Raw genomic sequence first — 18,475 nt, 5'->3', positions numbered from 1 at the left:
AGGCGGCCCGTCACTACTCGGCGATGAAGTCCTCGAGGTCGCGGACGATCGCGGCCTTCGGCTTGGCGCCGACGATGGTCTTGGCGACCTCACCGCCCTGGTAGACGTTCAGGGTCGGGATCGACATGACGCCGTACTTGGCGGCCGTGCCCGGGTTCTCGTCGATGTTGAGCTTGACGACCTCGATCTTGTCTCCGTACTCGGCGGCGATGGCCTCGAGGGACGGAGCGATCTGACGGCACGGACCGCACCAGGCGGCCCAGAAGTCCACCAGGACAGGCTTGTCGCTCTTGAGGACGTCCTGCTCGAAGGAGTCGTCGGTCACGTTCTTCAGGGTGCCGGCCACAGCGGGCTCCTTAATCGTTGGTGCGTGGGGAGAGTGGATCAGACAGTGGTCTTCTCGGGCTCGGCCTTGTCCTCGTCGGCGAGCGCGGCGAGGAAGCGCTCCGCGTCGAGGGCTGCCGCGCAGCCGGTACCGGCCGCGGTGATCGCCTGGCGGTAGGTGTGGTCCACCACGTCACCGGCCGCGAAGACACCCGTGACGTTGGTGCGCGTCGAGGGCGCGTCGACCTTCAGGTAGCCCTCCTCGTCCAGCTCGAGCTGGCCCTTGAAGAGCTCGGTGCGCGGATCGTGACCGATCGCGATGAACAGGCCGGTCACCGCCAGGTCGGAGAGCTCACTCGTCTTGACGTTGCGCAGCTTCAGACCCGAGAGCTTCTGGTCGCCCTGAATCTCCGCGACCTCGCTGTCCCAGACGAACGAGATCTTCGGGTCGGCGAAGGCGCGCTCCTGCATCGCCTTGGAGGCGCGCAGGGTGTCTCGGCGGTGGACGATCGTCACGGACTTGGCGAAGCGAGACAGGAAGGTCGCCTCCTCCATGGCGGTGTCACCGCCGCCGATGACGGCGATGTCCTGGTCCTTGAAGAAGAAGCCGTCACAGGTGGCGCACCACGAGACACCGCGACCCGAGAGGGCGTCCTCGTTGGGCAGCCCGAGCTTGCGGTGCTGCGACCCGGTCGTCACGATGACGGCCTTCGCCTTGTGGACCGTTCCGGCGGTGTCCGTGACGGTCTTGATCTCACCGGTCAGATCGACAGCCACGACGTCGTCCGGAACCAGCTCGGCACCGAAGCGCTCCGCCTGGGCCCGCATGTTGTCCATGAGCTCCGGGCCCATGATGCCGTCCTGGAAACCGGGGAAGTTCTCCACCTCGGTGGTGTTCATCAGTGCACCGCCGGCGGTGACAGCGCCCTCGAACACCAGGGGCTTCAGCGACGCGCGGGCGGTGTAGAGCGCCGCCGTGTAGCCGGCGGGCCCCGAGCCGATGATGATCACGTTACGGACGTCGCTCACGGCTGGATTCCTCGTCTCTGGTCTGCGTCATTCGACCGGTGGGAGCTTCTTTCGGAACTCTCACCCCACCCAACGGATCCTAAGGGGCCCGCATTCCCGCCGTGCCCGGGCACACGCAGACGGTGCTCCGACGGCACGCCGGGGCCACACACCGTACGGGATACCACGCGGAACCAAGACCACGCGTGTGCGGTCAGCGTGTGTAGGTGTGTTCCAGCAAGACCTTCGCGGCGGAGGACGGGGACGCGTTCTCCACGCATGCCGCGTCGACGATGTAGGCCGTCACGCGCGTGGCGTCCGAGGCGTCGGGCAGCACGACGAGCAGGGCGGCCTTCCCCTGATAGACACCCTGCTCGGTGGCCAACGCGGCGTCGTTGCGGCCGATGCCCTCCTGGACGCACTCCGGGACCACCGGCTTCGTCAGCACCCTGGGATTCGCGCCGGAGGAATCCGACTCCATGCCGAAGGTGTGCGGGGAGCGGGCTGCCTTGTCCTGCTGCGGGCTGCGTGCGAGCAGATCGGTGACCTGCTTCTCCAGCTTCCCCTCGGAGAAGGTGTCCGCAGCGGTCGTCCGGTGTTCCTCGTCCGGGCCTCCGCCGTCGTTCAGTGAGGACAGCACCACGGATCCGAGGCCGAGAGCGGCCACGGTGAACGCTGTGCCCAGGACGACGGCCCGGCGGCTCCTGCCCCGCAGCCGGGGCTTGCGGCCCGGTCCCGTGGCCGAGGAGCGGGGGCGGCCCACGGGCCGGTCGGAGGGCGCCGATGTTTCACGTGAAACATGAGACGGTTCACTCTCGGCCGCAGTCGTACCGAGGATGACGCTCTCGTCCTCTTCGTCGGTCACGGGCGCCGTGGCGTGCAGCAAGGCCTCGGCGGCCAGGGCCGCGTCGATGCGCCCCGCGACATCCGCCGGCATCCGCGGCGGACCCGGAACCGTGCCGAGCAGTCCTCGGATCTCCTCGAGGGAGGCGTGGACGTCGGCACAGAGCTCGCACTGGTCCAGATGCCTCCGGACGTCCTCCCTGCGCTCCGCCGGGAGGAGACCCTCGGTGAGGTCGGAGATCTCCGCGACGTCCGGGTGCTCCGCCTTGTCGGTCGTCGACGTCACGCTCGCCCACCTCCGCCCTTCACTGCAGCCGGGTCGTTCGATCCTGTGTCGGGCGGGTCCGGTCGCCGCGGACCCGCTGCGGGTGGGACGGGTGTCCCCCCTCTCCGGTTCCGTCCCCTGTCTCTGTCCTCCTCCTCACCTGCGCCCCCGGGGCGCAGGTGGGTGAGCAGGGGCAGGAGTCTCGCGCGACCCCGGGCGCACCGGCTCTTGACCGTGCCGGTGGGCACGTCGAGGACGCGGGCCGCCTCGGCGACCGGGTAACCCTGCATGTCCACCAGGACGAGCGCCGCCCGCTGGTCGGGCGGAAGGGTGCCCATCGCCTCGATGAGCTGGCGGTGCAGATCGTTGCGCTCCGCGGGCGCCGAGGCGGACTCGTGCGGTTCGAGCAGCTGTTCCAGGCGCTCGGTGTCGTCAACCGGCGCCGTCTTCCGGGAGGCGGCCTTGCGCGCACGGTCCAGGCAGGCGTTCACCGTGATGCGGTGCAGCCAAGTGGTGACAGCCGACTGGCCGCGGAACGTGTGGGCGGCCCGGTAGGCGGAGACGAGGGCGTCCTGGACGGCGTCGGCGGCTTCCTCGCGGTCCCGCAGCGTCCGGAGGGCCACGGCCCAGAGCCGGTCGCGGTGCCGCCGCACGAGCTCGCCGAAGGCGTCGGGATCGCCGGCGACGTGCCGGGTGAGCAGATCCTGATCGCTCACTCCGTCGTGTGCGGCCCCGTCCGCCATCGGATCCCCTCCCTCGACGCGGTCCCTCAGCTGGTCACCTTGATGTCCGCGATCCGGCCACGCCACCGGCCGTCGTCGGCCTGCAGGGGGAGGTCGGTCAGCCAGACCAGGAGGTAGCGGGTCTTCACCGTGTTCTCGGGCGCGAGGGAGACAGTGGTGCCCGACCCCTCGGCGACCTTGCTGTACGAGTCGAAGGAGGTCGGCCGGGACTCCGCGTCGCCGGGCGCGGCACGGAGCTCGGCGGACGTGCTGCCGATGAAGGTGACGGTGACCTTCCCGACGTCCTGGCTCTTGCCGAGATCGACGACGACTCCCACACCCGGCTTCAGACGGCCGAAGTCGGAGCTCGCGTAGTAGCTCGTCTGCCAGTAACTCGTCGGATCGCCGTCCAGGATCTTGGGCAGGTTCTCCGGGTACTCGGACCCGTCCGAGCCGAACGGGTCGAAGTCGTGCAGCTCCGAGATGGCGATCGGCTTGCCGCGCACCGGCTTCGGGGCTTTCTTGTCCTCACCCTCGGTCGTCTGGGTCTTGGTGTCGTCGGCCGTGCCGCCCTGGTCCATGAGGGCGTCCGCGAGCTGCCAACTGCCCAGCCCCAGCGCGGCGATCAGCAGCGCCGAGACGGCCCACTTCAGAGCCTTGCCGGTGCGGCTCTGCAGCGGCGGGGGCGGCACCGGCGTCGGCTGGGCGGGGCGGGAGGGAACGGCGGGGCGCGCGTAGGAGCCCTGCTGATACGTGGTGCGCTGGTAGTCCGGCGGGGCGGTGAACGCGGGCTCCGGCGGACGGATGCGGGGCATCTCGCCGATCGCCTTCACCAGCTCCTCCGGCGTGGTGCACGGCGACTCGTGGCGGGAGGCGGTGGCGCCGTCGTTGGCGAGGGCGCGCATGGCCAGTTCGGACAGGCCGCGGTGGACGCCGGCCCGGACCTGGTCGGGCGGGATCAGACCGATGTCCTTCGGCAGACCTGACATGCCGTAGGCGTCGTTCTCGTACGGCCAGCGCTGGGTCAGTGCCGCGTACAGCAGGGCGCCGATCGACTCGGTGTCCGTGCGCTGGGGGGTGTCCGAGCTGACGCCGCGCAGCGCCGCGTTGACGGCGAGACCGCGGACGCGCCACTGACCGGTCGAGGTGCGCAGGACGGCGTTGGGGTTGAGCCGCAGATGGGCGAGACCCTCGCGGTGGGCCGCCGCCATGGCACTCGAAACCTGACTGACCATCTGGTAGGCGTCGTACACCTCCAGCGGGCCGGAGGCGAGGAGGGTGGTCAGTTCGGTGCCGTCGGGCAGCCATTCGTGGACGACGTAGACGAGGTCGTCCTCCTCGACGGCGTCCAGGACCTGCACGAAGCGCGGGTCGCCCAGCAGGGCCGAGGAGCGGGCCGCGGCCAGTACGGACCGGGCGCGCGAGTGGTCCGCGGGCAGGATGTGCACGCCGACGGCACGGCGGAGCTTCTCGTCCACGGCACGCCAACTGCTGAACCCGTCCAGACGGGTGACGCACTCCTCGAGGCGGTAGCGTCTGGCCAGCTTGTGGCCGCTGTGCAGCTCGGGTGGCGAGGTCGTCGCGGGGCCCTCGGTCCCGGTGTTCTCCTGTGCCTCGTCGTTGTCCGTGTCCCGCTCCCGGTTCTTGGCCACCCCGTCGGCCGTGGACTGGTCCGCCTCCGCGGTCAGCGACTGCTCGCCGCTGTCGTCTGCCACGTCGACGGCAGCTGTGCTCCGTTCCGCCACCGTCGTTCCCTGCCTCCCCATCCGATGCGCGTCGGCCCGGCGTCCGTCACGCGCAGTCCGACGCCGAACCCAATTGTGCCCACAGTCCGCCGCTATGCACGACACGCGGGGGCCGATGATGGTTGTGCGCCTACCCCTTGTCTCAGCGTCCCAGGCGTCCGCGCACCATACCGACCAGCGAGTTGACCTCCTCGATACGCATCCGGCGCGCGGCTGCGTAGAAGACGCCCAGCAGGACGGCCCCGCCGCCCAGCAGTGCGGCGAATGAACCGAGGACCTCCTGGCCCAGGACCTCGCTGATGCCGTAACAGGCCGCGCCGCTGAGCAGAGCGGCCGGGACGGAGGCGATGCACAGGCGGGCGTAGGTCCGCAGCACCCGGGCGCCGTCCAGGTCGCCGCCCAGCCGCTTGCGCAGCCGGCGCCAGGCGACGCCGACCCCGAGGGCGTAGGCGACGCCGTACGAGGCGGCCATGCCGACCACGGCCCAGCGGGCCGGCAGCACCAGGAAACAGAGGCCGGAGGCGACCGCGTTCGCGGCGGCCACGATGACCGTGTTGTAGAAGGGGGTCCGGGTGTCCTCGTAGGCGTAGAAGGCGCGCAGGACGACGTACTGCACGGAGTAGGGGATCAGGCCGAGGCCGAAGGCCATCAGCATGTACCCCATGTTGGTGGCCGCGTTGGTGCCCGAGGACCCGAAGATCAGGGTGCACATCGGAATGCCGAGCGCGACGAAGCCGAAGGCGATGGGCACGATCGCGACGGCGGTGGTGCGCAGGCCCTGGGAGATGTCGTCCCGGACGGCGCCTCCGTCCTCCTCGGCCGCCGAGCGGGAGATGCGGGGCAGCAGCGCGGCCATCAGGGAGACCGTGATGATGGCCTGCGGCAGGCCCCAGATCAGCTGGGCGTTGGCGTAGGCGGCGAAGCCGGTGCCCTCGACGTCCGAGTCCAGGCCCGCGGCGGTGGAGAGCTGGGTGACGACCAGCGCGCCCGCCTGGTTGGCGAGGACGAAGAGGATGGTCCACTTGGCGAGCATCGCCGCCTTGCCGAGACCGTGGCCCTTCCAGTCGAAGCGCAGCCGCATGCGGAAGCCGGTCTCCCGCAGATACGGGATCATCGCGAGGGCCTGTACGACGAGACCCAGCAGCACGCCGATGCCGAGGAGCCGCAGACCCTCCGGCGGGATGTTCGAGACCTGCATCTTCGAGTCCGCGGCGGTGCCGTAGACCCAGATGAACGTGCCGAGCGTGACGATGATGACGATGTTGTTCAGGACCGGGGTCCACATCATCGCGCCGAACCGGCCGCGCGCGTTGAGGATCTGGCCCATCACCACGTGGACGCCCATGAAGAAGATCGAGGGCAGGAAGTAGCGCGTGAAGGTGACGGCGACCTCGTTGGCCGCGGGATCCGAGGCGACGGGGTTCGACAGCGCGCGCACCAGCAGCGGGGCGGCCAGCCAGGCGAGTGCGGTGAGCACCGCCAGCGCCACCATCACCAGCGTCAGCAGCCGGTTGGCGTACGCCTCGCCGCCGTCCTCGTCGTCCTTCATGGCGCGCACGAGCTGCGGCACGAAGACGGAGTTGAGGCCGCCGCCGACGGTCAGGATGTAGATCATCGTCGGCAGTTGGTAGGCGACCTGGAAGGAGTCGCCGAGCAGGCCGAGGCCCAGGGCCGACACGATCAGCGCGGACCGGATGAAACCGGTGAGACGGGAGACCATCGTCCCCGCCGCCATCACGGCGCTGGACTTCAGCAGACCGCCTGCGCGACCGCCCTTCTTCGGCGTGGGCGCGGGCGCGGGTTCCGGGGCAGCCGGCTCTGCGGCGGGCGGCGGAGTGGCGCCCGCGTAGTGACCGGGCGTGGGGGACGCGGGGCCGGGCACCGGCGCGGAGGCGTACTGCTGCGGTTCGCCCGTCGGCTGCCCGGGCTGGGCGCCGCCCTGGGGCCCCTGGGCGTACCCGCCGTAGTGGTGGGGAAAGGCGTCGCCCTGGGGCCGCTGGGCGTACCCGCCGTGCTGGTCGGGGAAGGCGCCGCCCTGCTGCTGGTCGCGGAAGAGGTGCGCGAAGGCGTCCGGTTCGTGGCGCTGTTCCCCGGCCTGGCCGACGAGGTCGTCCACGCCGACGTACTGCGTGGTGCGCGGGTCGTCGCCGTACGGCAGGTGCTGGGTGGGTCCGTCCGGCTCCGGAGCGGGCGTCCGGGCCCACACCCGGGGGTCGGGCGCGTACGGCGACTGGGGCGGCTGCCCGTACAGGGGCTGCTGCGGGTGGTGTGCGCCGGGCGGGGGCGGGGGGTGCGCCGACCGGTCGTAGAGCGCTTCCGCGACCGGGTCCTGGGCGTCGATGTCCTGCGCCCGGTAGGGGTCCTGGGCGTAGGCGTCCTGGACGTACATGTCGGCGGGTGGCTGTGACGCCTGGTCGTGCCCGGGCGGCGGACCCCCGGCGGGGTCCGACTCGGGATGGCCCGAGTTGGCCGCGGCGTTGCCGCGGTCACCGTCGTACGGCGCGTTCATGGTTACCCCACCTCATCGTCCCGGGCCGACCGGCCACGACTTCCTCAACGGTCCACTCTCTCACCCGTGCCGGACGGGTCGGCGCTTTCCGGTGCGGTGTCCGGGGCCGGGTCACTCGGCTGCTCCGGGCCGCCCTTCCGGGTGTCCGGCGCGGACTCCTGGGTGGGACGCCTCTCGGAGGCTTCGGGGTTCTTCGGGCCGTCGGCGTCCGCGTCCGCCGCGTTCTCCGGTTCCCGCTCCTCGGCCTCGCGGGCCGCGGCGCGCTTGCGCTGGGTGTACATCCGGAAGCCGGCCAGGACGAGCAGCAGCACGCCGCCGCCGATGACCAGCATCACCGTCGCGGTGATCTCGGTCACCTTCACGTCGAACGTGACGGGCTGGCCGTAGGGCCGGCCGTCCTGCGTATAGAGCTGGGCGACCAGGGTGGCCCGGCCGTTGGCGTTGGCGTTCGTGGTGAACTTCACCGACTGGCTGTGGCCGCCGGAGACGGTGACGGGCTGCTCCTCGTAGGCGTTGCCGTCGATCTCCAGGCGGGTCGGGCTGGTGGAGGTGAGCCGCAGCACCAGGTGCTCGACGCCCTGCACCAGGTTGTTCTGGACCGTCACGGGGATCGTGGCGCTGCGGCCGGAGAGCTTGGTCTCCGACTTCTCGATCAGCCGGACCTGGCTGCTCAGCGTGTCCAGGTACGTCTCGACGCCGCTGCGGTAGATCGCCGCCTCGGCCGGCCGGCCGCGCCACGACGCCGCCATGCCCCGGTTCAGGGCGCGCCCGAACGGCGTCACCACGCGGGACTGGTCGGAGAGGATCACCTTGAAGCGGTCGAGCTTGTCCTGCGTCCTGGCGATCTGCTCGAAGGCCGACCGCGGGAGCTCCTGCTTGCGCAGCGACTTCGGGTACGCGGACGCCGGGGGCACGTCGGTGCCGGCGGCCGGGTCCGGCTTGGACTTCGCGGCCGCCATGAGGTCCTGCGGCTCCGACCAGGTGCTGCCCTGGAGGACGCCGATGACCTCGGCCATGGTCTGAGCCTGGGCGGCGGACGGGGTGCGCTGCGGGGCGACCACGACGCTGCGCGGACGGTCCGTCTGCAGGGCGAGGGTGAGGCTCTGGGCCAGGAAGCGCTGCACCGCCTGGGTGGAGGCGGAGGCCCTGGTCATGTCGCCGTCGAAGGCGGTGGACAGCCGTGCGTCCGCGACCACGGCCGTGGTGCCGCCGCCGATGGGCCGGGGTGCGGTGGGCGTGTAGGTCAGGTCGCGGCCCCCTTCGAAGGTGTCGCCACGGGCGATCACCTTGTCGGCGCCGGCCGAGGTCGAGACCTTGACGATGGCGGGGTCCACGGCGCCCTCGACGGGCCAGGCGAAGTCCGTGCTGGGCTTGACGTGCAGGATCGACTCGACGGTGCCGGCGGCGACGTCGGTGGCCTCCTTGAGGTGGCGCAGCGAGCCGGTGACCGACGTGCCGTGGTGGGCCAGGGAGGCGAGGTCGGGGTCGCCGAACGGCAGCGCGACGACCTCCTTGTCCTCCACCGCCTTCTGCACCTCGGTGAGCCAGCGCTTGGCGACCGTCTGGTGGCCGCCGACGACGTTCTTGTCGTCCGCGTTCTCACCGGGGATCTCGTACCGGGTGGTCATCGCCTCGACGGAGGCGAGCAGGTCCGGGTCGATCACCCAGGTGACGTCGAGGTCCCGTCCGAGGGCCACCATCCGGTCGAGACGGCCGCCCGGGGAGATCTCCTCGGCGAGCTCGTCGTCGTGGAAGACGGGCGTCTGCTCCTCGTCCGAGCCGGTCTCCGCCGTCATGTGGACGGAGGAGATCAGCGGCCACATGAACGTCGTCTTCGTCTTGGTGTCCGCTGCCTCGGGCTGCCACGGCAGGAACGTGTGACGGACGCCGAGCGTCTGCTCCCACGGCTGGTCGGACGTCTCGCCGGAGAGGGTGACGGACAGCTCGTAGACGCCGTCCTGGCCGAGGTCCAGTTCGTCCGTCGGCACGGAGATGGTGTAGGGCTGCGAGACCCCGGGGGTGAGCTTGGAGAACTTCTCGGTGTACTTGTCGTCGATCTCCGCTCCGAGGGGGCCGTCGATGTCACCGGAGTTCTTGGCGAGCGTGTCGATGCTGGAGCGGGTGTTGAGCAGTGGCCCCACCCGGAGGCCGACGGAGGCGTCGGTGACGGTCCGCTTGCCCTTGTTGGTCACCGTCCCGGAGACGGTGACGGTGTCGCCCTCGGCGGGGGTGCTGGGCGTGAGGGAGTCGACGGAGACGGCCACCGGTCCGTCGTCGGAGGCGGCCCGCGGCGCGGCCGGGGCGGCGGCTTCCGCGGGGGGTGCGGCGGACAGCTGGACGAGCCCGGCCAGGAGGGGCGTCCCGGCGAGCAGGGCACCGGAGCGCCGCAGCCAGCGGCGGGCAGGTGAGGGACTGGTCCCCTGGAAGTCTGCCGCCTCGGCCACGCGCTCGCCCGTCCCTTGTCGTCGTCAGTGGTCGTCGGAATGTGCGTCCAGGCATGGTAACGAGGTGCGAGGAGGGGAAGTGCCGCGGACCGGTTCTCAAGATCGAGCGGTGCGCGCCTTGTCCATGATCGCCACAGGTGTCCGTCCGCGCGCCTTTTTCCGGGCGCTCCGGGCCGTGCGGGCCACGTACCCTCTTCTGTTGTGCCGAACGCCAACGAAGCAACCAGTGCCCTGAGCCAGGTGCAGGACCGTGCCGTGAGTGAACTGCTGCGGGTCGCCCCTGTCGCCGACGACCTAGCCCGCCGTTTCCAGGAGGCGGGGTTCTCACTCGCCCTGGTCGGCGGCTCGGTGCGGGACGCGCTGCTCGGCCGCCTCGGCAACGATCTGGACTTCACGACCGACGCCCGCCCGCAGGACATCCTGAAGATCATGCGTCCCTGGGCGGACGCCGTCTGGGACGTCGGGATCGCCTTCGGGACGGTCGGCGCCCAGAAGGAGGCGCGCGTCGGGGACACCGGGCGGAGCTTCCAGATCGAGGTGACCACCTACCGGTCCGAGGCGTACGACCGCACGTCGCGCAAGCCGGAGGTGTCCTACGGCGACTCCATCGAGGACGACCTCGTCCGCCGTGACTTCACCGTCAACGCGATGGCCGTCGCCCTCCCCGAGAAGAGGTTCATCGATCCGCACGGCGGTCTGCGGGACCTCGCCGAGCGGGTGCTGCGTACGCCGGGGACGCCCGAGGAGTCCTTCTCCGACGATCCGCTGCGGATGATGCGGGCTGCGCGCTTCGCCGCTCAGCTCGACTTCGAGGTGGCCCCCGAGGTCGTCACGGCGATGAAGGAGATGGCGGGACGCATCGAGATCGTCTCTGCCGAGCGGGTGCGGGACGAGCTGAACAAGCTGATCCTTTCCGCACACCCCCGCAAGGGCCTCACCCTGCTCGTGGACACCGGGATCGCCTCGTACGTGCTGCCGGAGCTGCCGGCCCTGCACCTGGAGCGCGACGAGCACCACCGGCACAAGGACGTCTACGAGCACACCTTGACCGTGCTGGAGCAGGCGATGGCCCTGGAGGAGGACGGTCCCGACCTGACCCTTCGCCTCGCCGCCCTGCTGCACGACATCGGCAAGCCCCGCACCCGCCGCTTCGAGAAGGACGGCCGCGTCTCCTTCCATCACCACGAAGTGGTCGGGGCGAAGATGACCAAGAAGCGCATGACCGCCCTGAAGTACTCCAACGAACTGGTGAAGGACGTCTCCCGGCTCGTCGAGCTGCACCTGCGGTTCCACGGCTACGGCACGGGAGAGTGGACGGACTCCGCCGTCCGCCGCTACGTCCGCGACGCGGGGCCGCTCCTCAGCCGGCTCCACAAGCTGACCCGCTCGGACTGCACCACGCGGAACCGGCGCAAGGCCGCCGCGCTCTCCCGTGCGTACGACGGGCTGGAGGAGCGCATCGCCCAGCTTCAGGAGAAGGAGGAGCTGGACTCCATCCGGCCGGACCTCGACGGCAACCAGATCATGGAGATCCTGGGCGTCAAGCCGGGGCCGGCGGTCGGGAAGGCCTACAAACACCTGCTGGAGCTCCGGCTGGAGAACGGCCCCATGGAACACGACGAGGCCGTGAAGGCTCTCCAGGAGTGGTGGGCCGAGCAGCAGGGCTGACAACGAGAACGGGGGCATGTTTCACGTGAAACATGCCCCCGCACACGAACCGAGGGGCGGTGTTTCACGTGAAACACCGCCCCTCGGTGTCGTCTTACTTGTCCTTCAGGCAGAGCAGGAAGCTCTTGCTGCCGTTGGTCTCCGTGTAGACGTACTCGAAGTCCTTGGCGGCTGCCTCGCACTTGCTCTGTGCCGTCAGGCCGGAGAAGTCGCCCTCGACCTTGGCCAGCACCGTGTACTGCGCCTTCGCGTCACCGCAGTCGACGACCTCGAGGTCCGGGTCGCTGTCGTCCGTGCTGCCGCGGTGCATGCAGTCGCCCACGGCGGCCGCGCTGGCGTCGTCGCGGCTCGCGATCCACCCGCCGATGGCCACACCCGCGACGATCAGCACGATCACGATGTTCTTGATCATCTTGAAACTGATCTTGCGGCCCTGCTGCTGCGGGGGCACCGGAGCCCCCGGCGGCGGGAAGCCGGGCTGGCCGGCCTGCTGCGGGAAGGGGGGCTGGCCCTGGGGCTGGCCGTAGGGCTGCTGCTGGCCCTGGGCGAACGGGTTGCCCTGGGGCGGCGGAGTGGTCACTTGGGGGTCCCCCTGTACGTAGGCATGTGACGCGAAAGTCGCGTCGGTAAGACCCACGTAAGCTATCGGTCCCCACCGACAACTCCGTAGCGAGATTTGGCTCTGTGGCACTGATGTGACACTTACTGACGTCCAAAACGAGCCATAGTCACCGCAACCGCTCCGTAGATAACGGCAATTGTTACCACCAGCGTGACCGAACGGCCGTCCGAAGGGAGCACCAGGGCGGCAACGGCCGCAGCGCCGACGAACGCCACGTTGAACAGCACGTCGTAGACCGAGAAGATCCGGCCACGGTAATCGTCGTGCACGGAGGCCTGGACGATGGTGTCCGTGGCGATCTTCGCTCCCTGGGTGCTCAGGCCGAGGACGAACGCCCCGGCCAGCAGCGGGCCGGAGGCGAAGGGCAGGCCGAACGCCGGCTCCAGCACGGCCGCCGCAGCGGCGCACAGCACGATCCAGCGGCCGGGTCCCACCCGCCCCGCGGCCCACGGCGTCAGCACGGCCGCGGCGAAGAAACCGGCGCCGGACACCCCCAACGCCAGCCCCAGCAGGGCGAGTCCCTCGTCCGTGGTCGACGTCAGGTGGTACCGGCACAGCATCAGCAGCATGACGAGCATTCCGCCGTAGCAGAAGCGCATGAGGAACATCGCCGTGAGCGCCCAGGCGGCGTCCCTGCGCGCTGGGGCCGCGAGATGACGTATGCCCGCGGCCAGGCCGCCGACCGTGCCGGAGAGAGCCGTGGCCAGCCGGGGACGTACCGGAGCGCGGTCCGGGCCGAGCAGTTCCCTGGCGATGCGCAGGGCCGCCAGTGCCGCGCACAGGTAGAGGGCGGCGCCCACGAGCACGACGGCCGCGTCCGAGTCGGAGACGACCAGCCGGACCACGAAGGCCAGGCCGCCGCCCGCGGTCGCGGCGAGCGTCCCGGCGGTCGGGGAGAGGGAGTTGGCGATGACCAGCCGTTCGGTGTCCACCACACGGGGCAGCGCGGCGGAGAGCCCGGCGAGGACGAAGCGGTTGACGCCGGTGACGCACAGCGCGGCCACGAACAGAAGCCAGTCGGGGACCCGGACGAGGATCAGGACGGCGGTCACCGACGCCATCAGGGCGCGCAGCAGATTGCCGTGGAGGAAGACCTGGCGGCGGCGCCAGCGGTCCAGCAGGACGCCGGCGAAGGGGCCGACGGCGGAGTAGGGCAGGAGCAGGACGGCCATCGCCGAGGCGATGGCCGCGGCCGAGGTCTGCCGTTCCGGGGAGAAGACGACGTAGGCGGCGAGCGCGACCTGGAAGACCCCGTCGGCGCCCTGGGAGAGCAGCCGGACGGCGAGCAGGCGCCGGAAGCCCTGGAAGCGCAACAGAACGCGCAGGTCACGGACGACAGCCATGGGGCACAGCCTCACATACGACGGGGGTCTCCGGGACACACGACCCGGAGACCCCCCGACTGCCCGCTGTGGTCGCGCTTCTAGCGCTCGACCTCTCCCTTGATGAACTTCTCGACGTTCTCACGGGCCTGGTCGTCGAAGTACTGCACCGGCGGCGACTTCATGAAGTACGAGGAGGCCGACAGGATGGGGCCGCCGACGCCCCGGTCCTTGGCGATCTTCGCGGCGCGCAGGGCGTCGATGATGACACCGGCGGAGTTCGGGGAGTCCCAGACCTCGAGCTTGTACTCCAGGTTCAGCGGGACGTCACCGAACGCGCGGCCCTCGAGGCGGACGTAGGCCCACTTGCGGTCGTCCAGCCAGGCGACGTAGTCGGACGGGCCGATGTGGACGTTCTTCTCGCCGAGCTCCCGGTCGGGGATCTGCGAGGTGACGGCCTGGGTCTTCGAGATCTTCTTCGACTCGAGGCGGTCGCGCTCGAGCATGTTCTTGAAGTCCATGTTGCCGCCGACGTTCAGCTGCATCGTGCGGTCCAGGACGACACCCCGGTCCTCGAACAGCTTCGCCATGACGCGGTGCGTGATGGTGGCGCCGACCTGCGACTTGATGTCGTCGCCGACGATCGGGACGCCCGCCTCGGTGAACTTGTCCGCCCACTCCTTGGTGCCGGCGATGAAGACCGGAAGGGCGTTGACGAAGGCGACCTTGGCGTCGATGGCGCACTGGGCGTAGAACTTCGCCGCGTCCTCGGAGCCGACGGGCAGGTAGCAGACGAGGACGTCGACCTGCTTGTCCTTGAGGACCTGCACGACGTCGACGGGCTCCTCGGCGGACTCCTCGATGGTCTCGCGGTAGTACTTGCCGAGACCGTCGAGCGTGTGGCCGCGCTGGACCGTCACGCCGGTGCGGGGAACGTCGCAGATCTTGATGGTGTTGTTCTCGGAGGCGCCGATGGCGTCCGCGAGGTCGAGACCGACCTTCTTGGCGTCCACGTCGAAGGCGGCGACGAATTCGACGTCACCGACGTGGTAGTCGCCGAACTGGACGTGCATCAGGCCCGGCACCTTGGACGCCGGGTCGGCGTCCTTGTAGTACTCGACTCCCTGCACCAGCGATGCGGCGCAGTTGCCCACGCCGACGATGGCTACGCGAACCGAACCCATTCCGGTTGCTCCCTGTGTGTACGAGTGAGGCCCTTGCGGGCTCTCACGTGGCGGTGTCGCCGGGCGTATCCGGCCGGGGGTCGTCCCCGGACCGGGGCAGGTCGCCCGTCGCTCCAGATGTGGTGTCCTGCTGAGCGGGCCCCCCGGCGGCGGACCCCTTGAGGTCCCGGCCGGCCCGCTCGCTCTCGATGAGCTCGTTCAGCCAGCGCACTTCGCGCTCCACGGACTCCATCCCGTGGCGCTGGAGCTCAAGCGTGTAGTCGTCGAGGCGCTCCCGGGTCCGGGCAAAGGAGGCACGCATCTTCTCGAGGCGCTCCTCCAGCCGGCTGCGGCGGCCTTCCAGCACGCGCATGCGGACGTCGCGCGACGTCTGCCCGAAGAAGGCGAACCGCGCGGCGAACGTCTCGTCCTCGTACGCGTCCGGTCCCGTCTGGGCGAGCAGCTGCTCGAAGTGCTCCTTGCCCTCCGCAGTCAGCCGGTAGACGATCTTGGCGCGGCGCCCCGTCAGCGGAGCGGCGAGGGCGTCCTCGGTGGTGTTCCCCGGTTCCTCGATCAACCAGCCGTTGGCGACCAGCGTCTTGAGGCAGGGATAGAGCGTCCCGTAACTGAACGCACGGAACACACCCAGTGACGTATTGAGTCGTTTGCGCAGCTCGTACCCGTGCATCGGAGCCTCGCGGAGCAGGCCGAGTACGGCGAACTCGAGGATTCCGGAACGCCGGCTCATCGTCGCCTCCCCTCTGCCCCGGTCGCGCCGCGACGGGCTCGTGTGCGGCTCGGAGCCGCCTTTATGTCGAGCTGATGTATCGACTCGATACATCACGACGATAGAACGACCTTCCGGGTGCGACAAGAGGGGGGAGGGTGAACGGGATCACATCACCGTTTCGTTGCGAGCAAGTTGCCTGATTTGAGGTGAACTTCTGGGCCCGGTGGGTTTTGGCGGTGCGTAGTCTGTGCGCCATGCAGACCACCGGGAACCGAGTGACGACTGGGGGCGTCCCTGTCCCCGGTGCGGTACGGGTGAATGCGCCGAGCGCCGCATCCGTACTTCAGGGGGACCGGAAACCAGCCGCCGTTTCCAGGCGCGCAGAGGTGCGCCTGCCCGAGGAGTAGTCGTTCGATGAGCGAGCACCGTCGCAAACCGCCGCAGCCGCAGGGAGGCGGACGTGCCGCGGCCCGACGCGGCCAGTCCGGCTCGTCCTCCGGCCGCCGAGCGGCACCGCGAGGCGCCACCGGATCTGCGTCCGATGCCTACGGGTCGGGCGCCCGCGGCGCGGGGGATGAGGCCCGCCCGTACGGCAGTCGTGCCGAGGCGCGGCGTGCGGCACAGCGGGGAGGGTCCCGCCGCGCCGCCGGGCCCGGACGCGGACGCGCGGCCCCTCCGGCCAAGAAGAGAGTCATCGACTATCCGCGCCACGACAAGGACGGCTGGCGCCGCTGGATGCCGTCCTGGAAGTTCGTGTCCGGCCTGTGCCTCGCCTTCTTCGGCAGTCTCGTCGCCGTAGCGGGGATCGGGTACGCGATGGTGAGCGTCCCCAGCGAGGAGAACGCCATGGCGTTGTCCGAGAACAATGTCTACTACTGGGCGGACGGCAGTCAGATGGTCGCCACGGGCAGCGGCCAGAACCGGCAGAACGTCACCCTCGACCGGATCCCCGAGGCCATGCGCTGGGCGGTGATCTCGGCCGAGAACAAGAGCTTCTACACCGACTCGGGCATCGACCCCATGGGCATCGCCCGTGCGCTCGGCAACATGGCGCGCGGCGGTGACACCCAGGGTGGTTCGACGATCACCCAGCAGTTCGTGAAGAACAACTACCTGTCCCAGGAACAGACGCTCTCCCGGAAGTTCAAGGAGATGTTCATCTCGATCAAGGTGGGCGCCAAGCTCTCCAAGGACGAGATCCTCCAGGGCTACCTGAACACCTCCTACTACGGGCGTGGCGCCTACGGAATCCAGGCCGCTGCCCAGACGTACTACGGCAAGGACGCGGTCGACCTCACACCGAGCGAGTGCGCCTTCCTCGCGGCCCTGCTCAAGGGCCCGACGTACTACGACCCGGCCGGCAACCAGAGCATCGACAGCTCGGCCACGCCCCAGGCGAACCGCGAGCGTTCCGAGGAGCGCTGGGCCTGGATCCTCGAGCAGATGCACACCGACGAACGCCTCTCCACCGCGGAGTACCAGCAGGCGATCAAGAAGTACCCCATGCCCCAGGGCCGCAAGGCGATCAAGGGCATGACCGGCCAGATCAGCTACCTGGTCGACACGGCGAAGCGGTACGTCCTGAAGAACTCCGACCTCACGGAGGCGCAGTTCGACCAGGGCGGCTACCAGATCTACACGACCTTCGAGAAGTCCAAGGTCGATGCGCTGGCCAAGGCGGTGCGGAAGGTCGAGAAGGAGAACATCGACCCGAAGCGCGAGAAGGACCAGCACGTCCAGTTCGGCGCGGCCACGGTGAAGCCCGAGGACGGCGCGATCGTTGCCCTGTACGGCGGCGCCGGCTTCGAGAACGGCCACTTCAACAACAACGCCGACACCCAGGGTGTCCCCGTCGGTTCGACGTGGAAGCCCTTCGTGCTCGCCGCCGCGATGCAGCACGGCACGTACAAGACCAACGGTGTGGGCGTCTCACCGGCCAGCAAATACAACGGCAACGACAAGCTGAAGATTCTGAACAACGACGGCTCCTACGTCCTCAAGAAGGACAACACGCCGTTCCTCCAGAAGAACGAGAGCGACCACCCGTGGGGCTACATCAGCCTCAGGAAGGCGATGGAGCAGTCGGTCAACACCCCGTTCGTGCAGCTCGGCATGGACGTGGGGATGAAGAAGGTGGCGGACGTCGCCGAGAGGTCCGGCATCCTCAAGGACAGCTTCGCCGGACTGAACGCCTCGTTCGCGCTCGGTACGTCCACGCCCAGCGCGATCCGCATGGCGGACGCGTACGCGACGTTCGCGGCGTCCGGCAAGCAGGCCGACCCGTACTCGGTGACCATGGTCAAGCACCGGGGCTCGGAGCTCCCCGGCTTCGAGAAGCCGCGGGTGGAGCAGGCGATGCCCGAGAACGTGGCGAACAACGTCACCGACGTGCTCGAGAACGTGATCGAGAACGGTACGGCCCAGTACGCCAAGGAGCTGGGGCGGCGGGCGGCCGGCAAGACGGGTACCACGGACGAGAACAAGTCGGCCTGGTTCGTCGGCTACACCCAGCAGTTGTCGACCGCGGTCGCGATGTTCCGTGAGGACCCCGAGAGCCACAAGCTGCTCTCCATGAACGGCACGGCGGGCAAGGACTCGATCCACGGTGGTGACATCCCCACCGAGGTGTGGACCGAGTTCATGAAGATCGCGCTGAAGGGCGAGCCCGACCCCGGATTCCCCAAGGCCGAGAAGATCGGTGAGGTCGCCGACGGCATCGGCGCCCCGTCGCCCACCCCGACCGTCACGGAGACCGAGGAGACGACGCCGTCGGCGACTCCGACGCCCACGGAGACGGTGACCACTTCGCCGTCGCCCACGGAGACAGAGACCTGCGGGCCGTTCGACTTCCGTTGCCGGGACGAGGAGGAAGAGGACGGCGGGACCGAGAACGGTGGCGGTGACAACGGAGGCACCGACGGAGGCGTGACCACGTCGCCCGACCCCTCCGAGTCCGAGGACCCCGGCGGGTCCAGGGGCGGTGGCAACGGCAGCAGCTTCCTCGGAGGCACCGACGGCTGAGCCGTTCCCCGCCCGGTAGGGGTGTTTCACGTGAAACAGGGGCCGCCGTACCCGACGGGTACGGCGGCCCTCGCCGTATCACCGGGCAG

13 protein-coding genes are annotated in these 18,475 nt (G+C 69.7%); 2 read left to right on the top strand and 11 right to left on the bottom strand.

The genetic code is table 11. The features are described from left to right. Positions 1-13: 13 nt before the first annotated feature. The 7 genes from trxA to ACIQ8B_RS03640 form a co-directional block, all read right to left on the bottom strand. Entirely contained in the window at positions 14-346 is a 333-nt protein-coding gene (gene trxA / locus ACIQ8B_RS03670) for a thioredoxin (protein WP_003991504.1), read from the bottom strand. Positions 347-384: 38 nt separating this feature from the next. Then, entirely contained in the window at positions 385-1,353 is a 969-nt protein-coding gene (trxB, locus tag ACIQ8B_RS03665) for a thioredoxin-disulfide reductase (RefSeq protein WP_106413397.1), read from the bottom strand. 193 nt (positions 1,354-1,546) lie between these two features. Beyond that, complete coding sequence (locus tag ACIQ8B_RS03660) at positions 1,547-2,461, bottom strand: anti-sigma factor family protein (RefSeq protein ID WP_403544993.1); 915 nt, start codon at positions 2,459-2,461, stop codon at positions 1,547-1,549. Next, on the bottom strand, positions 2,458-3,183 hold the full coding sequence (gene sigM / locus ACIQ8B_RS03655; protein WP_403544991.1) for an RNA polymerase sigma factor SigM: 726 nt from the start codon (positions 3,181-3,183) through the stop codon (positions 2,458-2,460). Before sigM ends, ACIQ8B_RS03660 begins: the two co-directional genes overlap by 4 nt. Positions 3,184-3,209: 26 nt before the next feature. Next, complete coding sequence (locus ACIQ8B_RS03650; protein WP_403544989.1) at positions 3,210-4,907, bottom strand: protein kinase family protein; 1,698 nt, start codon at positions 4,905-4,907, stop codon at positions 3,210-3,212. 142 nt (positions 4,908-5,049) lie between these two features. Then, on the bottom strand, positions 5,050-7,416 hold the full coding sequence (murJ, locus tag ACIQ8B_RS03645; protein ID WP_403544987.1) for a murein biosynthesis integral membrane protein MurJ: 2,367 nt from the start codon (positions 7,414-7,416) through the stop codon (positions 5,050-5,052). Positions 7,417-7,460: 44 nt separating this feature from the next. Further along, positions 7,461-9,860 carry a DUF6049 family protein gene (locus ACIQ8B_RS03640; RefSeq protein WP_403544985.1) on the bottom strand — a complete coding sequence of 800 codons (2,400 nt, stop codon included), beginning with the start codon at positions 9,858-9,860 and terminating at the stop codon, positions 7,461-7,463. Positions 9,861-10,100: 240 nt separating this feature from the next. Here ACIQ8B_RS03640 and ACIQ8B_RS03635 point away from each other — a divergent pair, with 240 nt between their 5' ends. Further along, a complete protein-coding gene (locus tag ACIQ8B_RS03635) occupies positions 10,101-11,528 on the top strand; it encodes a CCA tRNA nucleotidyltransferase (protein WP_403545459.1) in 1,428 nt (475 codons plus the stop codon). 94 nt (positions 11,529-11,622) lie between these two features. Here the strand turns inward: ACIQ8B_RS03635 and ACIQ8B_RS03630 are convergent, their stop codons facing one another. From ACIQ8B_RS03630 to ACIQ8B_RS03615, 4 genes are all read right to left on the bottom strand, one after another. Further along, complete coding sequence (locus ACIQ8B_RS03630; protein ID WP_403544984.1) at positions 11,623-12,108, bottom strand: hypothetical protein; 486 nt, start codon at positions 12,106-12,108, stop codon at positions 11,623-11,625. A gap of 122 nt (positions 12,109-12,230) precedes the next feature. Beyond that, positions 12,231-13,493: an MFS transporter gene (locus ACIQ8B_RS03625; protein WP_403544982.1), complete on the bottom strand. Its 1,263-nt coding sequence runs from the start codon at positions 13,491-13,493 to the stop codon at positions 12,231-12,233. A gap of 80 nt (positions 13,494-13,573) precedes the next feature. Further along, a complete protein-coding gene (locus tag ACIQ8B_RS03620) occupies positions 13,574-14,656 on the bottom strand; it encodes an inositol-3-phosphate synthase (protein ID WP_106413406.1) in 1,083 nt (360 codons plus the stop codon). A 43-nt stretch (positions 14,657-14,699) separates the two neighbouring features. Further along, the gene (locus ACIQ8B_RS03615) at positions 14,700-15,383 is read right to left on the bottom strand and encodes a PadR family transcriptional regulator (protein ID WP_290002327.1); all 684 of its coding nucleotides are present in this window, start codon (positions 15,381-15,383) and stop codon (positions 14,700-14,702) included. Positions 15,384-16,100: 717 nt separating this feature from the next. On the opposite strand from ACIQ8B_RS03615, the gene ACIQ8B_RS03610 reads away from it, so the two are divergent. Beyond that, positions 16,101-18,386: a transglycosylase domain-containing protein gene (locus tag ACIQ8B_RS03610; protein ID WP_403544980.1), complete on the top strand. Its 2,286-nt coding sequence runs from the start codon at positions 16,101-16,103 to the stop codon at positions 18,384-18,386. Positions 18,387-18,475 lie beyond the last annotated feature (89 nt).

This window comes from Streptomyces sp. NPDC096105, from assembly GCF_044763335.1.
Taxonomy (GTDB): Bacteria; Actinomycetota; Actinomycetes; order Streptomycetales; family Streptomycetaceae; genus Streptomyces.
This window is presented reverse-complemented; position numbering and strand designations above follow the sequence as displayed.

Bases quoted from the DNA above. Each gene is read 5' to 3' on its own strand.
- sigM (WP_403544991.1), bottom strand. From the start codon at position 3,183: ATGGCGGACGGGGCCGCACACGACGGAGTGAGCGATCAGGATCTGCTC.
- murJ (WP_403544987.1), bottom strand. From the start codon at position 7,416: ATGAACGCGCCGTACGACGGTGACCGCGGCAACGCCGCGGCCAACTCG.
- ACIQ8B_RS03625 (WP_403544982.1), bottom strand. From the start codon at position 13,493: ATGGCTGTCGTCCGTGACCTGCGCGTTCTGTTGCGCTTCCAGGGCTTC.
- ACIQ8B_RS03620 (WP_106413406.1), bottom strand. From the start codon at position 14,656: ATGGGTTCGGTTCGCGTAGCCATCGTCGGCGTGGGCAACTGCGCCGCA.
- ACIQ8B_RS03615 (WP_290002327.1), bottom strand. From the start codon at position 15,383: ATGAGCCGGCGTTCCGGAATCCTCGAGTTCGCCGTACTCGGCCTGCTC.
- ACIQ8B_RS03610 (WP_403544980.1), top strand. From the start codon at position 16,101: ATGCCGTCCTGGAAGTTCGTGTCCGGCCTGTGCCTCGCCTTCTTCGGC.